Origin of the sequence: Pseudomonas sp. B21-054, assembly GCF_026016345.1 — a bacterium.
Lineage (GTDB): Bacteria > Pseudomonadota > Gammaproteobacteria > Pseudomonadales > Pseudomonadaceae > Aquipseudomonas.
Map to the genome: position 1 here is coordinate 5,164,086 of NZ_CP087204.1, position 20,388 is coordinate 5,184,473.

Genomic DNA, 20,388 nt, shown 5'->3' on the forward strand with positions numbered 1-20,388 from the left:
GTATGCAAACGTTTTCAAGGTCGAAGTCCATCGCCTAGGGGTTTTGCAGGCTGGCGCAACAAACCCAGCAACGCAGTAGCCGACAACACGATCAGCACCGCGCCATAGCCATCGGTGGTTGGAATCAAACCGAACACCCGCGTCAGGTTCCCGGCCAACAGCGAGGGCAGGCTGAAGGCCAGGTAACTGAGGACATAGAACGCCGACATCAAACCGGCCCGTTCATGGGGCAAGGCCAGCGGCATGATGCTGCGCAATGCGCCGAGGAACCCGGCGCCAAAGCCGCTGCCGGTGACCAGCGTGCCGACGAAAAACAACGGCAAGCTGCCGCCGTGTACCGCGAGCAACACCAACGCCAGGCCGATCACCAATAGGCTGGCGGCCAGGCGCAGCATCTTGTCTGCCCCCTGGTTGCGCAGCGTATAGATGGACAGCGCGCCGGTGAGCGTCAACACCGCCACCAGCGCGCCGCCAATCAGGTTGGACGTCGATCCGGTTGCGGCCCGCACCAGCGAAGGCGCCAGGGACAGATAAAAGCCGCCCACCGCCCAGGCCGCCAGGTTCAGGGGCAGGATCAACCACAAGGCGCGCCGCGCCTGGACCGGGACATGCAAGGTCGGACGCAACGACTGCCAGGCACCGGGTTGCGGGCTGACGCTCTCCGCCAGGCGCCAGATATAAAGCGCCTGGAGCAGGAACAACCCCAGCAGAATCCAATACGTCAGTTGCAAGGGCCGCGGCGCGAACTCCGCCAGCAGGCCGCAACCCAGCGCCCCAGCAGCCATGCCCAGCAAGGGCGCGACACTGGTAATCAGCGGGCCTTGGCGACGGTCGAAATCCAGCAACGCAGCGCCCAGCACGCTGGTGGCCATGCCCGTGGCGAAACCTTGAATCAAGCGGGCGCCGACCAGCCAGGCGACACTGTCGGCGTTGATGAACAGCAGCATCGCCAGCATATTGAGCAACAGCGCGACGAAGATCACTGGTTTGCGGCCCAGGTAATCCGACAGCGAACCCACGGTCAGCAAAGCCGCCAACAGACTGAAGGCGTACACCCCGAAAATCAGCGTCAGAATCGCCGGGGAAAATTGCAATTGTTCCTGATAGAGGTGATACAACGGCGTCGGCGCGCTGGACGCGGCGAGAAAACCGAGCAAGGTGATCGCCAGGAATATCAGGCTGGCACCGGTCGAAGCTGGACGAGACATGGGCACGCTCCACGAAGGCCTACGCAAAAGCTAATTTTTTGCTTTTGCGGAGTGTGCTACCGATGTGTGCTTAAAGCAAATTCTTTGTGTTAAGGTCCGATGCATGGCTATTAAAGAAGGTTTACGCCCGGGCGGTCGAAGCGCCCGGGTCCAAGAGTCGATCCATTCGGCGGTCCGCGCCCTGCTCCAGGAGCAGGACCGCGCCACCCTGACCGTGCCACAAATTGCTGCGCGCGCGGGCGTCACCCCGTCGACGATCTACCGGCGCTGGGGCGATTTGCCGGCGCTGCTGGCCGACGTCGCCATTGCCCGCATGCGCCCCGACAGCGAACCGGCCAACACCGGCAGCCTGCGCGGCGACCTGCTGGCCTGGGCCGAACAGTACCTGGACGAAATGAGTTCCGAGCCTGGTCGCAACATGATGCGCGACATCCAGGCCTGCGCGACGCCGGGGCATTGCGTGGGCATCCTCAGCGCCCAGTTGCAGATCATCCTGGATCGCTATCCCGAGGCGCCAAACCCGGGTATCGAGCGGCTGATCAATGTCGTGGTGGCGCCGACGGTGTTTCGTATTCTCTTTGCCACCGCGCCGCTGGAGGTTGAGGAGTTGTATCGGTTGGTGGATATCGCGTTGGGGCAGTAAGGCCGCTATCGCGAGCGTGCTCGCGATAGCTCTATAGGTCGCTGCGTACCTGGCAGTCTCGCGTGAACAGTCCATTGGTCGCGTCCATCAAAGCCTGACGGTGAGCCTGCGTACGTTTGAGTATACCGGAGCGCCACTGTGATAGAGCGACTTGGCATAGAGGCGGCGGTCGCCTAGTGGGACGGTTATAACAAGTGTCCAAGCGCCGAAGAGAATTTCACTTTTAACCTCCCCCTTGGAAACCGCGCTGGCGCCGCTGCCGTCGAATATCTCGACTGTCTGTCCCCGGCTCGCTTTACCGGACAATCTCAGCTCCGTGCTAAGGGTGCTATCCCCATCTTGGACCTCTTTATTATCAGTGTCTCTGACATGGTCAAGGGTGGGGGTTATCAGCGGCACAACATGGACATGGCGCACGCCTGAGTATGGAGATGGATAGCCGTCCAAGGGATAGAGCGCCTTGGCGAAAAAAGCGTATTGTCCAACCGCGACGGTTAAATTGCATTCCCATGTACCGGTTAGTGGATTGGCTGTCGCCTGGCCCTTGGGAACTTCGTTTTCGTACCAGTCATCGACAATCGCGACGTTCCGGCCCTTGCTCGCCTGACCCGACAGTTTCAACTGGGTGCTGGCAGTGAAGCGTTCTAACATGCCCGCCGGGACTTCTTTATCGTTGGCATCCTTGAGACTGGCAATGGTCGGCAGGGTCACGACCACGAAATTGCGTACATTTGAAAATACCGGGCTGACGGGATAGAGCGCCTTGGCGTATAGGCGGCGGGGTCCCTCTTCGACGGTTATAACGTGCGCCCAAAGACCGAGCAGACGATCGGCGGTAACCTCCCCCTTGGAAACAGCACCGCTTCCACTGCCATCGAAGATCTCGACTTTCTGCCCCTTGTTCGCCCGCCCTGCCAGTTGCAGCGTCGTGCTAAGGGCGAAGCCCCCCTCCAGAATCTCTTTATTACCGTCCGATACGCTCTCAAGGGTCGGTATGACCTGCTCCAGTTTGACGGTATAGGTACGCAACGGAAAGGTCTGCGCATTGGCTTCATTGGTAGTCTTGCTGAAGTCGGCCTTGAACTCCATTGTCAGGGTACTGCCATCCTTCAGTTCTCTCAGATAACTGTAGGCGGCGGAGACGTCATAGTAGCCTTGGTTTATCCAGGCCTCACTAGTCCTCGGGCCCCGGGGTGGTGGCGCCCAGATATCCAGGCTATAGGGGGAAGTCCCGTCGAATTTCGTACCCTTTAGCCGCAGCCATACGTCCTGGTCTGGCGCAATCAGCGGCCAGACACCCGCCCTGCAGGTGACATTGGCGCTAATGCTATTGAGGTCCAGCTCGCTGCCTTCACCGCCGTTCTCGGCTTGCCTGATCTTCGGCCTGGCGGCCTGTAGATCGCCGGAAGCGATGGTTTGCACCGCCAGGTTGAGTGCGGCTGAGGGATCAGAGGTTTCGCCGTTGCGAGTCACGGTGTAGGTGACCGTGACCGGTTTGCCCAGGTTGTAGGCGAGCACCTCGACCGGAACAGGAATCTCGCGGCTGGGGGGTAGCGCTTGTGCCGGGGTCGTGTGCGAGCCATCTCCCGCGGTGCCCGCCCAAGTCACGCGGACCTGATCGCCGGGTTGGAAGCCGTACTCCGGAATCACTACGGTCAGGGCATCCTTGGCCGCCACCGGATTCAATTGCTGGCTGGGCGCGGTGCCGGTGGCCTGCTTGACCCTCGGGGCGGATAGGTCCATAGCCGCGCGGACCCTATAAGTGCGCAACGGAAAGGTCTGCGCATTGGACTCGTTGGTGGTCTTGCTGAAATCCACCTTGAACTCTATCGTCAGGGTACTGCCATCCTTCAGCTCTTTCAGATAGCTGTAGGCGACAGAGACGTCATAGTAACCTCGGTCTGTCCAAGCCGGACTGGCGACCGGCCCCCATGGCGGCGGTGCCCAGATATTCAGGTTATAGGGGGACGTCCCGTCGGCTTTAGTGCCCTTGAGGCGCAGCCATAGATCCTGGCCTGGCGCAATCAGCGGCCAGATGCCGATCCGGCAGATGAGATTGGCGCTAACGCCATTGAGGTCCAGCTCAGTGCCTTCACCGCCGTTCTCGGCTTGCCTGATTTTCGGCCTGGCGGCCTGTAGATCGCCGGAAGCGATGGTTTGCACCGCCAGGTTGAGTACGGCTGAGGGACCATGGTTTTCACCGTTGCGAATCACGGTATAGGTGACCGTAACCGGTTTGCCCAGGTTGTAGGCGAGCACCTCCACCGGAACAGGAATCTCTCGGCTGGTGGGTAACGCTTGTGCCGGGGTAGTGTGCGAGCCATCTCCCCCGGTGCCGGTCCAGGTCACGCGGACCTGATCGCCGGGTTGGAAGCCGTACTCCGGAATCACCACGGTCAAGGCATCCTTGGCCGCCACCGGATTCAACTGTTGGCTGGGCGCGGTGCCGGTGGCCTGCTTGACCCTCGGGGCGGACAGGTCCATAGCCGCGCGGACCCTATAAGTGCGCAACGGAAAGGTCTGCGCATTGGCCTCGTCGGTGGTCTTGCTGAAATCCACCTTGAACTCTAGCGTCAGGGTGCTGCCATCCTTCAGCTCTTTCAGATAGCTGTAGGCGACAGAGACGTCATAGTAACCTCGGTCTGTCCAAGTCGGACTGGTGAACGGCCCTCGTGGCGGCGGTGCCCAGATATTCAGGTTGTAGGGGGACGTCCCGTCGGCTTTAGTGCCCTTGAGGCGCAGCCATAGATCCTGGCCTGGCACAATCAGCGGCCAGATGCCGATCCGGCAGGTGAGATTGGCGCTAATGCCATTGAGATCCAGCTCGCTGCCTTCACCGCCGTTTTCGGCTTGCTTGATCTTCGGCTTGGCGGCCTGTAGATCGCCGGGAGCGAGGGTCTTCACCGCCAGGTTGAGCGAAGCCGATGGCGGCGATTCATTGCCACCGCCAGGGGTCACGGTGTATCTGACCGTCACCGACTTGCCCAGACTGTAGGCGACCAGCGACACCGGCAACGCAATTGGCTTGCGCCCTATCGTTCCCACCTCAATCGGCGACGTGGTATGCGAACCCTCCGCCGGACTGCCGGTCGCCGCGGTCCAGGTGACGCGAATCTTGTCGGTGCCGTGCATGCCGTCATATTGCGGGACCACCGCCGTCAGCGTTTCCAGCGCCGCAAGCGGATCGAGCTGGGCATCGGGGGCCTCGTCGATGGTCAAGGCGGGCAGTTCGCTGACACTACCATTCAATGTCAACGGCTGTTTGAAACGAATGCAGTCGAGGCGCAGTGTAAAGTCGCCATTGTCCTCTTCCGCCGTCGTGATGTTCCAGGTGAGGCCGTTCGACGGCAGCGGACGATCTCCCGTCGGCTCGAGCTGAAGCTTTTGCGCGGGATCGACGCTGAACGCCAGATCCTGACCGATCAGCACGCTGTCGGAGCGTGGTTTGAGGGTCAATTGGTAGGACTGGCCGGGTAGAATCCGCCAATTATCTTCAGGTGAAATTTCCGTTCCGCCAACGCTGAGTTCGAACTGCGCCCATTTACGGGTCGGGATGGTCTTGACCGCAAAGGCTTGCGTATCGGCTTCAAGCTTGTAAGGGCTGTCGACCACCGCAATGACCGTGGCATCGGTGGTTGGCTGGTAGCCAAACACTGCCAAACCCTCCCCGCCGGTAAACAGGGTTTCCAGGAGGTCGCCCTCCTGGCGCCAGTCGACGGCGACACCGGCTTCCGGATTGCCGGAGACCGCGTAATGAACGGTCACCTGAAGATCGATGGTTTCCTCTTCCTCGACGCTTGGCCAATAGTCGGGTTGCCCATGGCCGGTAATGTCGAGCTTGTAGGGCCCGACGATGCAAGCCAACGCCTCATGGGGCTCGGCATGATAGACACTTTCAAAGCGCAGGGTGGCCGTCCTGCCATTGACGCTGAGGTCATCGGCATCGCTGCGAATTTCCCAAGTCTTGGCGATAGGCTGGGCGTCGTCATTCGCGTCGGGGTCCGTCGGTGACACTTGCAGCCCAGCCTGGCCGGCCTCGTTCTGATCGGTAAAGGAAGCATAGGCGCTAGTGCCGGTATAAACCCCGCCGCCGGCCCATCCGCAGTCTTCGGCCACCGGCAGGGTGAGATGATGCGCCCCACCTCCGCGACAGATCGGCATATAAGTGCGGCCATCCTTTTCCACCCAATAGCGGGCGCTGCCTCCATCAAATTCGGGTGCGGGCTCATGGGTGCTCAGCTCCAGCGGCTTGAGATGCACGAACACCGACACGCCTTCGGCCAGCTCGGGAGAAATCTCCGTGCCCAGGGCCTTGCCGGAAAAATGCAGCTCACCCGGGCCGGCTGGCCAGGCCGGCTCTTGGGCGATGGGCTGATCACGCTCGGGCTCGCTCGTTGCATCGCCAGCAGCGGCAGCGGGATCGAACAATCCGGACTGAAAGGCCAAGGCCGCCCTGGGCTGCGTGATTTCGTCGCGCAGATCAATTTTGTCATCGCAGATCAGCCAGTCTCGCGGCGGCTCCGCAGCCGCGCTCACAGTGCTGGTCTGCAACTCACGGGTCCAGAAATGCGCCCCGGCGTTGAAATACGCTACCACCCTGGGATTTTCGCTCGCTTGCTGCGTCGGCTGATACAGGAACCTGACTTGATACCCAGGCTCTGCCGTCAGACGCAGGTCGATGGGCAGGTCGAATTCGATGGCGGCTTCCGCTTCGCCATAGAGATAGACATATCGGCGCTGGGTGTCGTTGCTCGATACATAAATGAGATCGGCACCGCTGAAACCGCTGCCCATGCGTCTCTTCCACTCAGGAGGCCAAGTACTCGTAGGCAAGTCGGCTGCCGCGCCCAACAGGTTCCGTTTGATTCGTCTTTGCACGTTCATGTCCACACTCCCTGAACAGGTTGTGTCTACGTCGGTCCGGGCGACTGCGTCCAGTATTCACGAGGCTTGCTCGATATCTCGTCCTACTGGCGAAACCCTGTCTCATTCAAAAGCCCTTCGACCTTTTCGGCGAAGTCCCTACCGCCGTCCAAAGCGGTGTATTCCACATCAATGATGATGTCGGTCAGTGATGCCAGAAGCTCCTCTTGCATGCCAGGGCGAGTCCGTGGAATAGCTATCTGCCATGAGGAGATCGCGCCGGTTCGTTCAAAAGACGCGTAGCGGTCTTCGTCGAAGGTAAAACGCGAGCCGGTGCCGTCATCGTCGAGTCCGTCGGACACAGCGATTTGCGGCTGGGCCCGCAGGTTGTAGCGCACGTAAGTGGTATCGGCATCGGCGTGTCGTGGGTCGTAGAGATGACGAGCGCCACCAAGATCGGGTTTGATCAGCAGCTTGCTGGAGATCTGCGTGAGCGTCATGCTGACCGTTTGATAAGGGCCGAGCAGCGCCGGCAGCGTGACCGATACACGCCGGATCTGGCGCAGATAATGGCCGGGGTAGTCGCTGTCGTAGAAGCGGCTGTCGAGGCTGAAGTCCAGCTTTCCACTACTCTGGAGCGCCCGAAGTTTATCGGACCACTCCTCTGGCTCGAAATAATTGCGCAGCGATACCAGTTTCCTGATGGTCAGGCGCCGCTCATAGCGATGGACAAAGGCCGACTCCATGCGCAGCAGACCCAGCGTCAGGGTCTCGCCGGCGGTGAAGCCGTGATGGCTGTCGATCCACGCCCCCGGCAGGATAAAGTGGGTTTCATAATCGCCGATTTCATATTGCCAACAGGCTTGTACCGACAAACACAGGGCAGTTACCGCATCGTAGGTCTGGAAATAAAGCGTTGCCATCTTGCTTTGCATCCAGCGATAGAGCGAGGCCCGGGAGGTGCGGGTCTGGGTGAGAAACGCATACATCTCCCTGGCTTGCTCAATGGCTCGAACCTGCTGGTTGAGCGAAACCACCGACGCTCCGATCTGGATGGCCTGGGCTTGCAGTTGCTGATCCAGCGCCCCTCGCTCGGCGGTCGCTGCCTTGTGCTGGAAGTTCCACTCTTGACGCAAGCGCTGTTGCGAACCGTAGCGATCATGCAGGCCGCTGTAGAGCGATTCACTTTGACTGTAGGTACTGGCTGCTGCTGCGATGGAATGGTGCGGACCGCCGTATTTCATGCCCCCCGTGGCCACGCCGACAATATTGGCAAAAGTTTCCGCCGCGTGCCCGAAAGTGGTGGCGATTCCCGAGGTCAAGGCGCCTGTTTTTGCACGGTTCATATTCTTGGCCACCTCGATTTCGTCCTTGTTGAGATCATTCAGGATCAACCCCTCGTAATAGGTTTCTCGCTGGACGATCGCCTGTCGGGAAGCTTCGAGGGCTACCCAAATGGCTTCGGCATGACGCATCAGTTCGATTTGCAGCTCGCGGCTGAAGTCCCCCATTTCGATCAGATGTTCTTGTTGCAGGGTTTCCTGTTCGCAGCGATCCGCCTGTTCGATGTATTGCCGGAGTTGATCGCCAAACCTGCAGAGGGTCTGCACCGCTTGTTGCGCCCGGGGCAAGATGGCCATGAAGCGATAAGGCGGAACGATCGGCGGTGTCAGGATGTCCCGCAGGTTGAAGCCGCCACCACCTGCCTGGGCCCGCATCAGGTCCTTCGGGTTGATGGGCGTGTCGTACAGCGGCAGGTCGATGGGCTTGCCGTCGAGGGTCAGATAGTGGCGCAGGTTATGCAGGCGTGCTTCCAAAGTCTCCCAGAGATCCAGTAGGTCCCGGTTGATTTCCGGCCGAAAGTCTGGATGGTCCAGCAAGGGCGCCAACAGTGCATGGCCGGATTTCAGCGGCAGATTGATCAGTGTATCGACCGATAGCAATGGGGCGAGCGCATCGAAACACTCGAGACTTCGAGCACTTTCCAGTTCACTGAGTGTTTTTGGTGTCCAGTTGGAGGCCCCGCGCACGTCAGGGGCCGGCCCCATCATGCGCGCCGCCCTCAGGTAAAGCATTTTGGCTTCGGTCAGGCTGTCGCGCGTGAGTTGTCTATAGAGCCAGTCCCCCCACTCGATCAGGGTTTCGACATAATCGCGAAAAATCCGTTTGCGATAATGGATCGGGCTGCTGTAGGCGATGGCATCCGGATCGGCGGGCGAGGCCACTTCAAAGCTTGGGTCGCCCTCCATCAACAACGGGCGCGAGCGCCAATAGGCGGTGGTTTCTACCCGTCCCGGATTGATCCTGGCAGACGGGTCGAAGAGATAGTGCAACCACCCCAACGCATCCTCGTAGCTCATTTCGCGGCGCAACCGTACCGCGATCAGATGCGGAAGATGGAAGAATATTTCCCAGAAGTAGCGCCCGTTCGCCCCATGGAAATCGAGAAATTCCGGCTTATCCGACCCTGGGCGCGGCGGTTCTTCGGTGTGCTGACTGTCCCAGGAGAGCAAGTTTTCGATGGAGAGCGCCGCCCGCTCCACCAGTTCGCGACCGAATGTCGTGTTCAGGCGGATGGCTTCGACGGTTTTGTCCGCACCGAACTCAACCCCAAAATCGAGAAACTGACCGGCTTGGGCTTGAGCGCTTTCGGGTCCCCAAACGAGCCTCGGTCCGTTGAGCAGCGGCGCCTTCAACCTGACCTCGTACTCTTGATAGCCCTGGCTCCATGTACCGTCTGTATACTCCCCCAACCCGATAGCAACGATTTGCGGATTGCCCGTCAAGGGGATCAAGTTCAAGTGCAACGCCGCGCCATTGAATTGAAACTGCCGCAACTCTCCGGCAGGCGCCTTGTCTTCGCCCACCCAAATGGGCATGGCGAATGGAACCACCGCCAGGGTGCCACGACGAGAAAATTTCTTGTTTATTTTAAAGTTGGAATTGCTGTTGTTCGTGATTTTCAGCCAAGTTCCATGAATGCTGTAGTCGTCATCCGACAGATTGACCATCTGCCGAAATATGTCTCTGTAACTCCCGTCACTGTTTAATGCTGGAATGGTCGTGGCGACAATCGCCTGCCCCCCATCAAACGTCACAACGTGGCCCGCCGCACCCTGCTCGTTTAAAAATTCGATCCGTGCGGGGGATGTATATTTACCCGACGAAAAATCAATCACTATGGTGTAGTAGGCGGAATGACCGGCGTCGACAGGGGACGGGTCATGGAGACTAATGTCGATATCAATAAAGGGATAGTTTGGAACAAGAAATGAGTGAACGCGCGCGCGTGAATGAGATATCCATTTCCCATGCAGTTTCTGCACGCTTCCCACTGTGATAAAGAGCTGTTTTCCAGCGATATTCATCGCCCCTAGATGTAGGTAGCGCGTGAGTCCAGACGGATGTTCGTTGCTTTTAACTCGAATGGACTCGACTGCCCATCCCTTGTAATCGCCGTCTTCGCCCAACAGCGGTAAGCGGCGTTGAAGGTAAGACGGACCTTTATCCGGCTCCTCCTTCGAGTATTGCTCAAGCAGGCGATCGATATGGGCAAGCTCTTTGTCCACGAGATCAATGCGGTTCAGCAGTTCATCCCACGCGTAATAGCACGTTGTGCTTTCGCCAACGGTGGGCGACAGGATAACGCCAAGCACCATCTGCTTCGCTTCTTTGGTAATCCCACTATCGCTAACAACCGCCAGAAGACGATTGCGCCCATCTTCGGCGCGTGCGCGCCGATAGTGCTTGCTGGGGGCCACGCTTTCGCGCTCGAGCATGACCGTGTCAACGGTAAAGGGCGGGAACCAGGTGCCCCCCAAACTGCGGTAGGAGAAGCGAATATCAAACAGGTCCCAGTTAAGTCCCTCACTCCCGCCGATTTCATTGAGGGACGACCTGCTCACCCAGAACACATAAAGCCGGTTGCCAAAGAAAGTCAGGCGCACATTCGTTGCATCGCCAATCCCTGCCTCGATGGGTTCCCATTCACTCCACGCACTGGGGGAAACGCGCGTTTGCCCCTCGCCGAGAACGATGGCGGCCTTGCGCCAATAATATTTGTTACCGGCGCGCTTGCGCCCGAGAAGATAATAGTCAGCCTGATAAACAGTTGAATCGGACAGAACGAAAGGCCCGTCGATATAACCGTTGAGCACATCGATATCGGCCACATCTTCGAATTTCTCGAGATAAGAGAGGACGGAGGATTGTGCACGTTCAGTATTGAGGCGCCCTTGCGCAAGATCCCCTTCCAGTTGTTCATAAAACTGTGTTTTGACAATACGCAGTTCTGGATCGATATAGTTTTCCGGATAACTTTGCAGTTTCTCCGCGCCAGCCCAGATCGCATAACGGCTTTCCCACTGGCGCCAGGTCTCGACTTCCCGTTCATCGAAATCCTGCCCGAAACCTGGCTCGTCACCGGAGTAGATGCCGTGGATATAGCGCTGCAAGCTGGCGATCATCTCGCCCACGGCGGATGTTTTCGGCGCCGTGCCAACATGGTGATCGAACAGGTGATAGGCATCAAGATCAGCGGCACTTGCCAGCACGTTCGTATCGCCGTCCCGGGCCGCCACGGCGCCCAAATAACATTCAAGCAGCGCTTCCTGGCGCTGCTTGCTCAAGACTTCGAGCTTCGTCGTAAGATCGGTCATGACCACGCCTCTTGGAAGTTCATTCCTGATGGCAGATCCCTTTATGCGGCCCCGACATCGGCGCTGAGGAATCGATGTGCGTCTGAAATACGTAAAAAACGGTTGCGCTGACAGCGAGGCTCAACGTCGCGGTCGTCGGGACAATGGCTCGTCCGATTGGATTTTCGTTCGCAGGATCTGGCTGTACCGGGTGCCTTGCAGTGTCGCGCCAATCGAAAATACCGCCCGGGGATCCGGCAGTTGCCTGCACTCGATCTGCCAGCTCAAGCGTCCGCCCTCGGGAAGCCGACGCATCTGCAAGAAACTCGGATTGGCCACCAGCCCCTGGCCGACCGGGTTGACGCCACTCCAGGTCAGGGCAATCTCGCGTCCCGTCGTATCACTGGAGTCGGACTTATCCTCTAGGGTCAATGTGTATTTCTTGCCAACGATGAATGTCAGCGAGTCCTGCTCATCCTCGCTCGCCGCCTGCCCGAGCGGCGCCAGGAAGAACCGCCAATCCGGCTCTGCCAGGACATTCACCGTGAAGGTCACGGCCTGCCCCGAGGGGGCATCCAGCGTGGCCGACAGGGTATATTCTCCAGCCCGATCAATCGGCACGGCAAAAGCCGTCATGCCTTCGGCATCGGTCCGCGTCCCTTTCCCGTCCCCGCCACCGTCCATGTCCCATTGCACGGGGTACTCACCAACCCCCTGAAATACCGTCGTGGAGTCTGCCCCCACCTCGGCTTCCACCCGCACCCGCACATGCACCACCTCACCGGCCAACGCAATCACCGACACGTTGGCCGGTGACGCCGCGGCGAGCCTCGGCACGGGCAGAATGATCATGACCTGTTCGAAAAACTCTGCTCTCTCATCCCCTGCCTCTGAGGGCAACAGCGTCGCGCGGACCGTCATGGCGCCCTCCTTCAGCACGGACGAAGGCAGCTCGAGAACCGCGTATCCGTCAACACCAGAAGCAACCGGCTCGCCCGGTGCATAGTTCGACTCATCAGCGAATTGCACGCTCCAGTCGATTTGCTCTCCTGGCTTGCCCGCGCCGCTCAGTGAGAGAACGCGGCAAGCGATTGTGACGTCCAGCCCCAGTACATTCGGGCCCTTGAAGCGCAGCCTGTAGCTGCTGTTATCGATAAAGGGCGCATCGATGAAGCGAAACGCCGCAAAACCTTCAAGCTCCAGACCTTCGCCAAGGCTTGCCCGGACCTTCGTCACCCCCTCCTCGTTACTGAACAACTGGGCACGGGCAACCCCGTTTTCATCGGCAACCGTCGTATCCTTCTTGAACTGGCCTGGCCCCTCGATCACGCTCCAACGCACACGCCTGCTGCGCCCCCAGTTTCCATAACCGTCCCGCAAGACGACGGACAATTCAAAAGACTCACGACGACCGGCCAATTTAGGCGCAACGTCCTCATCCGGTTTCGGCTGACGCAGGCTCAGCGTTTCTTCGTCGCAGTCAATGGTCACCGTGGGCATGGCAATGCGCTGATCGAGCCCGATGGTTGCAAAAACCGTTGCGATGCCCATCTCGGCGCTTGATGTCAAGGTGACCTCGACCACCCCGTCGATATCCGTGTGCGAGATATCCGTGTCCAGGGTCCCGGGGCCTGCCAGCGACCAACGCACGCGGATATTGACCAGCGGTTTTCCGCTCAAATCCCGCACCAGCAGGCGATACACCGCCTGCGCCTTTTCCGGGGCCAAGCTCAGCGCGTTGGCCACCAGGCGCGTCTGGTCGACGGAAGCCTCGCTCGTTGCCGCCTGGCCGACCTCGGGAACACTGCCGGAACCACCCTGTTGCAGCCGACCGGCGTAGAGACTGCCGAGGGCGTATTGCACGGCGCTGCGATAGTCTTCCGTATTGGCGGACACCGGCAATCCGCCCAGTTCATGCAAGGCCAGAATGCTGAGTTGGCTCGTACGGGCCATTTCCAGCATTCGGATAAAGCCATTGAATTGGCTCAGCTGGGTAATCACCCCCGTCGGTGCAATAAAACGTGCGGCCTCCAGCACTTCGCGCGCGCTGACGCCCAACATCTCCGCGACCTTGACGGCGGCCGCATCCTGCATCAGGCGGGCATAGTCCTCGCTCTCGGCGATAAGATCAGGATCAAAGGCCTGGGTATCGTTGACCAGGGACAAGTAGTCCATCAATGCCGATGGTGAAGCTTGCATTCGCGACGTGACATCGCGATAGGTTTGCAGGTGATACAGCGTGGTCAGCGCAATCGCGCCGGTTGCATCCAGACCTGGCGCAAATCCGAATGAATCGGGGGCGTCGGGCCGACCTTCCAATTGCCGCTTGCTGGCCGCATGGCGGCTCAGCATTTCGCCATCCAACTCGAACTGACGAACCACATCGGCCAAGCGATGCAAGCTCCCCAACTTCTGGAGCATGACGTCGACATTGCTCCAATCTTCAAAGTCGTCGTCCTCATCCACGAGGAACGCGACCGGATGCCCGGCGGCGGCTCGAAAATGCCGTGCAACCGGATCGGAGGGGCTCAAGAACTGCAAGGCCATCGAGCGCAATGACTCAGCGGGGGTCACCACGCCCTCTGTCTCCCACACCCAACGCAAAATATCGTAGACGCTCTGATCAGCCCACTCGATAAGAGGCAGGACAAGGTCGGACGAAATAGCCAGGTAGGTGGCCAGATGCTCTTCGACCAGGGCCCGCTGCGAAGCCCGCATCCGGAGAATGACCGCGGTCACGGATTCCACAACCGTATTTTTAAGCGTGTCCGCCTCACCCTGGTCGTCCACGTGGATTAAATCCTCCCCTTGGGCGATCCTCTCCACCACATCGGCAACGATGTTACGAACGCTCACCGCGTAATCCGTGTCCGAGCCCGAAACGCCGTCAAGTACAATGCCCTGGGCATCGATAACGTCCGTCAGCAATGCCACCCAATCAATGCCGACGGCTGTCGCCACGGTATTCAACGCTGGGGGAACACCGGCTTGCTCCAGGACTTCATGGGTGATGCGCAGACTCCCCAGCATGGTATGTAAACTGGCGACCAATTGCCGTTCACTGTCACTGGCCACGGGAACGGTCGTGTTCGAGCGCATGGCCCGCACAAACCACGCCAGATCGATGCCTTTGTCCCGGCACCAGCGCACGCAATCGACAACCGCCATCAACGCCGCGGAAAAATCCGTTGCCCCCAGCGTGGGCAGCGCATCCACCGAAGGGACGCCAGCAATTTGCTTCAAGACCGGCCCCGATTGACCGAGCGTCTGCACAAGCCCGATCAGCACCGTCGGCGGAACTTCCAAATAGCGGGCGATACTGACAATGCGATAGAAGGAAGACAAAATTTCCAGGTTGCGTTTGAGTTCCGGCGGGTCATAGCTATTGGCGACAACACGCGCCATGTAGGTGAACTCGGACGTATCCAGGCCAAGGCTCGCACAAATCGCCTGGACAGTTTCCCGCCCGTGTTCATCCGTGTTGTCTTCGATCCGTGCGCTGAATGGCGAGTCGTCCAGGACCAGGGGCTCCCCCAAAAGCCCATGCTTGACAAAAATGCGGTCGTATTGGGCAGCCGTCTCTCCAGCGCCAACAACCGATACCTTATCGAGCCAGGCAGCAAAATCCTCTGCGGTCACCGCATAACGCTGCCGCATCTCGCAGAAAACCCCTAGGGCTTTCAGCGTATTGCGCGTAATTTGCGGCGCTCCATTTTTTTTCTCGGCGTGATGGGCGGCGACAACCAGTTGATCCATCTCTCGAAAAGAGGTCCCGAGCCATCGGCTGAGCCGGATAAGCCGATGGATCCGGTCCGCACGTTCATCGGTCAGATTGGCCAACTGGACGGGTGGATCGACCGGGACGGCTTCCGTGTCCCTGGCCTGTCGAAAGGTGTGCGGGTCATGCATTGCCAGCAGGTCAATAGCGGGGTGCTGCGCCCCATTGATGTAAACCGCGCCAAACTCATGGGGACCGGGCTCTTGAAGGGAAACCGCCGCCGCAGAGGCATACCTGGACAAAACCGGTGCGTCTTCCCTAACGGCAAACAACCCGGGAAGCGCGTCTCGCTTTATCCCAGTGCGCGTGCAAAATTCCGCGCTGTCCTCTAAAGCCGCCCTGGTATAGACCCGATAGGTCGTCCAGTAAAAATTCGCCAGCTCCTCTTCGTTTCCTGGCCGGGCGCCGTTGAAAAGCGCTTCCAAGAGAAGTTCCCGGCGCGCCGGGCCGATTGGCAAGCTCAGAAGGAACGTATCGTCGCCGCGATCGGTCTGCATGCCCGAAAAGGCAAAATAATGAAACTCGGGGTCAGTTGCGCGCGCCAGTTCACCAAAAACTGAAACGGACGAGTCAAAAAGCGACAAGATCACGCCAAGCTGCTCAACCCAATGCTCGTACGGCATGGTCAGCGGATAACGCGCGCTCGCAAGGACCCTGTCCGCCTCGACAGTATCGGGATCCGATAGCCGTCCAGCGTTGAGAAGCGACGCTTCCAGAATTTTCGTCGACAGCGATAGCACCGAACATTCCTGTGTCATCGCCGCGGAATCAATCAGTGCGGCGGCAATATCCGGCCGCCTGTCCTGCAGACGAAACAAGCTGCCCTCATCTCCAAAGTCCTCCAAGGAGAGCGCCTTCCTGTAAAGGCTGACCAGGTAGGCCACCGGTGAGGTTCTTACCTCGATGGCATTCGGACGGGCCATGTTCGACCAGTCTTCGTCAAACTCCCGGTCATAACGCGGCCCATCCGTCAGCGAGGCAAAACCGCGGCGCACATCGTAGGTCTGGCGATCCGCCCCTCGAAGCTCGCGCTCGCGATACTGGCGGGCCATCCATATCGCCGCGCTCACTGCGCGCTCGTGCAGTTCCTGGGCCGGCCCGATGCGCAAGCCCTGCTCAATCCAACGCTCGGGATGCTCACGCGCGAGCTCCAGGATTGAGCCTGCCTGAGCAACAATGGCATTGATTGTTTCGCTTGCGGAGGGATTCAATTGCGACATCAGGGTTGTCGCCCACGGAGCCCGGGAAGCTGAAGACGAGCGAAGATCCGGCGGCATCGAAAGTTCTCCGAAGAAAGACTTCTAGACCCACAGCCTGCGCGCGAAACTACCCAGTAAAACTCAGGCCCACCCCATGATGAGTAACGCCGCCTTATCGGCGATTACCCATCTACGATGGGCCAAACCTGCGAACACTGCTCCGGACTCGCGCTTAGAGTCCAACGGTTGAGTTGTCATCCATTTGATTGGAAGCAATGGAGACAGTGAAACAAATAGAACACAGCTTTTTTTGCCCAACAACTGTAGGAACTGACAGTGCCTCGACCTTGGTCGACACTGACGAACCCGAGCGGGCATGCCAGACTGTCCTGTCGGGCCCACGCCCCGGTGTCTTTGTTCGGGAGTTTCCATGTCGCTGTCCAGCGGGCTGATCGCCGTTGTTGCCCTGGCCTATATGGCCATCATGTTCGCCATCGCCTTCTACGGCGACCGGCGCAGCACGCCGCTGCCGCCACGGGTGCGGGCCTGGGTCTACAGCCTGTCGCTGGCGGTGTACTGCACCAGCTGGACGTTCTTTGGCGCCGTGGGCCAGGCCGCCGAACAACTCTGGTCGTTCCTGCCGATCTACCTCGGGCCGATCCTGTTGCTGGTGCTGGCGCCGTGGGTCCTGCAGAAAATGGTGATGATCAGCAAGCAGGAGAACATCACCTCCATCGCCGACTTCATCGCCGCCCGCTACGGCAAGTCCCAGTCCCTGGCGGTGGTGGTCGCGCTGATCTGTTTGGTGGGCGTGCTGCCGTACATTGCCTTGCAGCTCAAGGGCATCGTGCTCGGGGTGAACCTGTTGATCGGCGCCGGCGCCGATGCCATGGGCACCCGTGCCCAGGACACCGCGCTGATCGTCTCGCTGATCCTGGCGCTGTTTACCATCGTCTTCGGTACGCGCAACCTGGACGCCACCGAGCACCACCGGGGCATGGTGCTGGCGATTGCCTTCGAATCCCTGGTCAAGCTGTTCGCCTTCCTCGCGGTCGGCGCGTTCGTGACGTACGGCCTCTATGACGGCTTCGACGACCTGTTCAACCAGGCGATGCTCGCGCCGCGCCTGGAGCAATACTGGAAAGAAACCATCAACTGGCCGTCCATGGTGGTGCAGACCGGGGTGGCGATGATGGCGATCATCTGTTTGCCGCGACAGTTTCACGTGACCGTGGTGGAGAACATCGAACCCCAGGATTTGCGCCTGGCCAAATGGGTGTTCCCCGCCTACCTGGCCCTGGCCGCGCTGTTCGTGGTGCCCATCGCCCTCGCCGGGCAAATGCTGCTGCCAAGCTCTGTGCTGCCGGACTCGTTCGTCATCAGCCTGCCACTGGCCCAGGCCCACCCGGCCCTGGCGGTGCTGGCCTTCATTGGCGGTGCCTCAGCGGCCACCGGGATGGTGATCGTGGCGAGCGTGGCGCTGTCCACCATGGTTTCCAACGACATGTTGTTGCCTTGGCTGTTGCGCCGCAACAACGCCGAGCGGCCGTTCGAAGTGTTCCGCCAGTGGATGCTGTCAGTGCGGCGGGTGAGCATCGTGGTGATCCTGCTGCTGGCCTATGTCAGCTACCGGCTGTTGGGGTCGACGGCGAGTCTGGCGACCATCGGCCAGATCGCCTTCGCCGCCGTGACCCAGCTGGCGCCGGCCATGTTGGGCGCGCTGTACTGGAAACAGGCCAACCGCCGTGGTGTGTTCGCCGGTCTCGCCACGGGCATTTTCCTGTGGTTCTACACCCTGGTGCTGCCCATCGCCGCCCACAGCCTGGGCTTGTCGCTCAGCAGCTTCCCGGGCTTGGCCTGGTTGCACGGCAACCCCTTGAACCTGCCGATTACCCCACTGACCCAAGGGGTCGTGCTGTCCCTGGCCGGTAACTTCATTCTATTTGCCTGGGTGTCCATGCTGTCGCGCACCCGCGTGTCGGAACACTGGCAGGCCGGACGCTTCATCGGCCAGGAAATCAGCGCCCGCCCCAGTGCCCGTTCGATGCTGGCGGTGCACATCGAAGACCTGCTGCAACTGGCCGCACGTTTCGTCGGCGAGGAACGGGCGCGCCAGAGTTTTATCCGCTTTGCCTACCGCCAGGGCAAAGGCTTCAATCCCAGCCAGAATGCCGATAGCGAATGGATCGCCCACACCGAACGCCTGCTGGCCGGTGTATTGGGAGCCTCTTCGACACGGGCGGTGGTGAAAGCCGCGATTGAAGGTCGGGAGATGCAGCTCGAAGACGTGGTGCGGATCGCCGATGAAGCGTCGGAAGTATTGCAGTTCAACCGCGCCCTGCTGCAAGGCGCCATCGAGAACATCACCCAAGGCATCAGCGTGGTCGACCAGTCCCTCAGGCTGGTGGCGTGGAACCGTCGTTACCTGGAGTTGTTCAAGTATCCGGACGGCTTGATCAGCGTCGGCCGACCCATTGCCGACATCATCCGCTACAACGCCGAACGCGGCCTCTGCGGCCCGGGCGAGGCGGAAGTGCATGTCGCCCGGCGCCTGCACTGGATGCGCCAGGGGCGCGCCCATACCTCAGAACGCCTGTTCCCCAACGGCCGGGTCATCGAGCTGATCGGCAACCCGATGCCCGGCGGCGGTTTCGTCATGAGCTTCACCGACATCACCGCCTTCCGCGAGGCCGAACAGGCCTTGACCGAAGCCAACGAAGGGCTGGAACAACGGGTGGCCGAACGTACCCGGGAATTGTCGCAATTGAACCTGGCGCTGACCGACGCCAAAAGCACCGCCGAAGCGGCCTATCAATCCAAGACACGCTTCCTGACGGCCGTCAGCCATGACCTGATGCAGCCGCTCAACGCCGCGCGCCTGTTCTCCGCCGCGCTGTCCCACCAACACGAAGGCTTGCCGGAAGAAGCCCGACAACTGGTGCATCATCTGGACAGCTCGCTGCGTTCGGCCGAAGACTTGATCACTGATTTGCTGGACATTTCCCGCCTGGAAAACGGCAAGATCAACCCCGATCGCAAGCCGTTCGCCCTCAACGAACTGTTTGGCACCCTCGGCGCCGAGTTCACCGCGTTGGCCCAGGAACAAGGCCTGAAATTCCGGGTACGAAGCTCGCGACTGCGGGTCGACAGCGACATCAAGTTGCTGCGGCGGGTGCTGCAGAATTTCCTCACTAACGCCTTCCGCTATGCCAAAGGCCCGGTGCTGCTGGGTGTACGGCGCCGCAACGGCGAGTTGTGCCTGGAAGTCTGGGATCGCGGGCCGGGCATCGCCGAAGACAAACAGCAGGTCATCTTCGAAGAATTCAAACGCCTGGACAGCCACCAGACCCGCGCGGAAAAAGGCCTCGGCCTGGGCCTGGCGATTGCCGACGGGCTGTGCCGAGTGCTGGGCCATACCTTGCGCGTGCGTTCCTGGCCGGGGCGCGGCAGTGTGTTCAGCGTCAGCGTACCGCTGGCCGGCACACAAGCAGTGGTGCCTGGCCCGGTGGCCGAACTCAATGGCCATTTACCCAGCGGCGCGCAAGTGCTGTGTGTCGATAACGAAGAGAGCATTCTGATCGGCATGAGCAGCCTGCTGACACGCTGGGGTTGCCAGGTATGGACCGCGCGCAACCGCGAAGAATGCGAGCGTTGGCTCGCCCAGGGCGGGCGACCACAACTGGCCTTGGTGGACTTTCATCTGGACGATGGCGAGACCGGCACCGAACTGATGGCCTGGCTGCGCACGCACATAGGTGAACCGATCCCGGGCGTGGTGATCAGCGCCGACGGCCGGCCTGAGGTGGTGGCGCAGGTGCATGCGGCGGGCCTGGACTATCTGGCTAAACCGGTGAAGCCGGCGGCGTTGCGGGCGTTGTTGAGTCGGCATTTGCCGTTGTAGGCGCAGGAATTCCCCAGCCGGGCACTGAACCTGTGGCGAGGGGATTTATCCCCGTTCGGCTGCGCAGCAGTCGCAAACCGGCTAGCACGGTTCATCTGGCACACCGTGGTGTTTGGTCTTGGGGTTGCTGCGCAACCCAGCGGGGATAAATCCCCTCGC

The 20,388-nt window shown here is 60.1% G+C and carries 6 protein-coding genes; 2 read left to right on the forward strand and 4 right to left on the reverse strand.

What is annotated here, in order from left to right; genetic code table 11:
* Positions 1–14: 14 nt before the first annotated feature.
* The gene (locus tag LOY70_RS22385) at positions 15–1,208 is read right to left on the reverse strand and encodes an MFS transporter (RefSeq protein WP_025215019.1); all 1,194 of its coding nucleotides are present in this window, start codon (positions 1,206–1,208) and stop codon (positions 15–17) included.
* Positions 1,209–1,311: 103 nt separating this feature from the next.
* Here LOY70_RS22385 and LOY70_RS22390 point away from each other — a divergent pair, with 103 nt between their 5' ends.
* Complete coding sequence (locus tag LOY70_RS22390; protein WP_025215020.1) at positions 1,312–1,851, forward strand: TetR/AcrR family transcriptional regulator; 540 nt, start codon at positions 1,312–1,314, stop codon at positions 1,849–1,851.
* 87 nt (positions 1,852–1,938) lie between these two features.
* On the opposite strand, the gene LOY70_RS22395 is transcribed toward LOY70_RS22390, so the two are convergent.
* From LOY70_RS22395 to LOY70_RS22405, 3 genes are all read right to left on the reverse strand, one after another.
* Positions 1,939–6,645 carry a hypothetical protein gene (locus LOY70_RS22395; RefSeq protein ID WP_265029362.1) on the reverse strand — a complete coding sequence of 1,569 codons (4,707 nt, stop codon included), beginning with the start codon at positions 6,643–6,645 and terminating at the stop codon, positions 1,939–1,941.
* A 173-nt stretch (positions 6,646–6,818) separates the two neighbouring features.
* On the reverse strand, positions 6,819–11,372 hold the full coding sequence (locus LOY70_RS22400) for a neuraminidase-like domain-containing protein (protein WP_265029363.1): 4,554 nt from the start codon (positions 11,370–11,372) through the stop codon (positions 6,819–6,821).
* 120 nt (positions 11,373–11,492) lie between these two features.
* Entirely contained in the window at positions 11,493–16,349 is a 4,857-nt protein-coding gene (locus LOY70_RS22405) for a Tc toxin subunit A (protein WP_265029364.1), read from the reverse strand.
* 409 nt (positions 16,350–16,758) lie between these two features.
* Here LOY70_RS22405 and LOY70_RS22410 point away from each other — a divergent pair, with 409 nt between their 5' ends.
* The gene (locus LOY70_RS22410; protein WP_265029365.1) at positions 16,759–20,229 is read left to right on the forward strand and encodes a PAS domain-containing hybrid sensor histidine kinase/response regulator; all 3,471 of its coding nucleotides are present in this window, start codon (positions 16,759–16,761) and stop codon (positions 20,227–20,229) included.
* Positions 20,230–20,388 lie beyond the last annotated feature (159 nt).

Coding starts and splice junctions, on each gene's coding strand:
- LOY70_RS22385 (WP_025215019.1), bottom strand. CDS start 1,208: ATGTCTCGTCCAGCTTCGACCGGTGCCAGCCTGATATTCCTGGCGATC.
- LOY70_RS22390 (WP_025215020.1), top strand. CDS start 1,312: ATGGCTATTAAAGAAGGTTTACGCCCGGGCGGTCGAAGCGCCCGGGTC.
- LOY70_RS22395 (WP_265029362.1), bottom strand. CDS start 6,645: ATGGGCAGCGGTTTCAGCGGTGCCGATCTCATTTATGTATCGAGCAAC.
- LOY70_RS22400 (WP_265029363.1), bottom strand. CDS start 11,372: ATGACCGATCTTACGACGAAGCTCGAAGTCTTGAGCAAGCAGCGCCAG.
- LOY70_RS22405 (WP_265029364.1), bottom strand. CDS start 16,349: ATGTCGCAATTGAATCCCTCCGCAAGCGAAACAATCAATGCCATTGTT.
- LOY70_RS22410 (WP_265029365.1), top strand. CDS start 16,759: ATGTCGCTGTCCAGCGGGCTGATCGCCGTTGTTGCCCTGGCCTATATG.